Source organism: Vibrio sp. 1402 (assembly GCF_033340275.1).
Genome location: NZ_JAWOWE010000727.1, coordinates 1 through 514 on the forward strand (window position 1 = coordinate 1; position 514 = coordinate 514).

The following is a 514-nucleotide window of genomic DNA, read 5'->3' on the forward strand; positions in this document are numbered from 1 at the left end:
TAACTACATCAACCTGAACTACTTCGCAGATTGGTTCGATAACGAGCTAAAACGTAACTTCAGCATCGATGTCATGCGCCAAGAGATCGATAACACTCAACCATTTTTCACGTTCAACAATGACAAAGCCAGCGTCATTCTGATTAAGTGCGAGCAACTGAGTTCCCTTGACAAAGAGATTGGAGACTTCCTAAATGTCGACAACTTTGTTCTGAAAAACAGCAATGAAGCAAAGAACAAATGGTATTCCAACATCCACCAATACTTTAAACAGCATTACGATTTTTCTAAGTTGTTTTACATGTATGACTTACCGCTTTATCGCCATATTTACTCGCAGCAAGAACGAGAAGCTTTCAAAACCAAGTGGTTAAAAACTCCAGGGACAAAGTCAGCATGAAAAAAGTACTGCATATTACCGAAGCCTTTGGTGGCGGTGTTCAAACCGCACTGTACAGCTATGTACATTCATCTCGACATGAACCGTATGAACACTTTTTGCTTGCTAGAGCGC

At 40.7% G+C, this 514-nt stretch carries 1 protein-coding gene and 1 pseudogene; both read left to right on the forward strand.

Translation table 11 applies throughout. The features are described from left to right. Nucleotides 1-400, forward strand: a 400-nt coding sequence (locus tag R7044_RS28155) for a putative capsular polysaccharide synthesis family protein (RefSeq protein WP_225456394.1), incomplete at its 5' end; no start/stop codon positions are given. Beyond that, nucleotides 397-514 (forward strand): annotated as a pseudogene (locus R7044_RS28160) (capsular biosynthesis protein); the annotation flags it as partial. The gene R7044_RS28155 and the pseudogene R7044_RS28160, both read left to right, overlap by 4 nt.